Here is a 451-nt window from a genome sequence, read left to right on the forward strand (position 1 = left end):
ACATTATTTCATTCGACTCATCTTCATCCCTTTCAAAGTCCGGTACTGGCTCATAGCTAATAACAATCCCTTGCTCGCCATTACAGAATCCTGGCCCGTGTTGGTTGAAGGTGCAAATAACCTTCTCACCGATTCCTGGCATTGGCGTTATACGTCCGCTCACTTGCCGTAATAATGAATTCCATTTATCTTTGGTGCTATTATAGGAGCAAATAATTTGATCATCTTCGCCCATGAATTTCTTCAATGCAGTAACGCGCGGCGATTCTGCCAATACTTTGACGTCATCGTACTCGCGCGGAGGAAGGCGGTTGCCTTGGCGCACGAAGAAGGAGGCACGGATGATGTTGGACTCTTTCCCCTGCCGCATGATTTCTGTTAACAGAACGTCAACGGCTTCTTCGGGAAAGTAGGCCGCGGCTTTTACCGGAGGGACTTGGCCAATGTCGCC

General features: G+C 48.6%; 1 protein-coding gene. It reads right to left on the reverse strand.

What is annotated here, in order from left to right; all coding sequences use genetic code 11:
• A partial coding sequence (locus Y887_RS20715; protein WP_046965560.1) for a hypothetical protein occupies positions 1-451 on the reverse strand: 451 nt, incomplete at both ends.

It is taken from the genome of Xanthomonas pisi DSM 18956, from assembly GCF_001010415.1.
Lineage (GTDB): Bacteria > Pseudomonadota > Gammaproteobacteria > Xanthomonadales > Xanthomonadaceae > Xanthomonas > Xanthomonas pisi.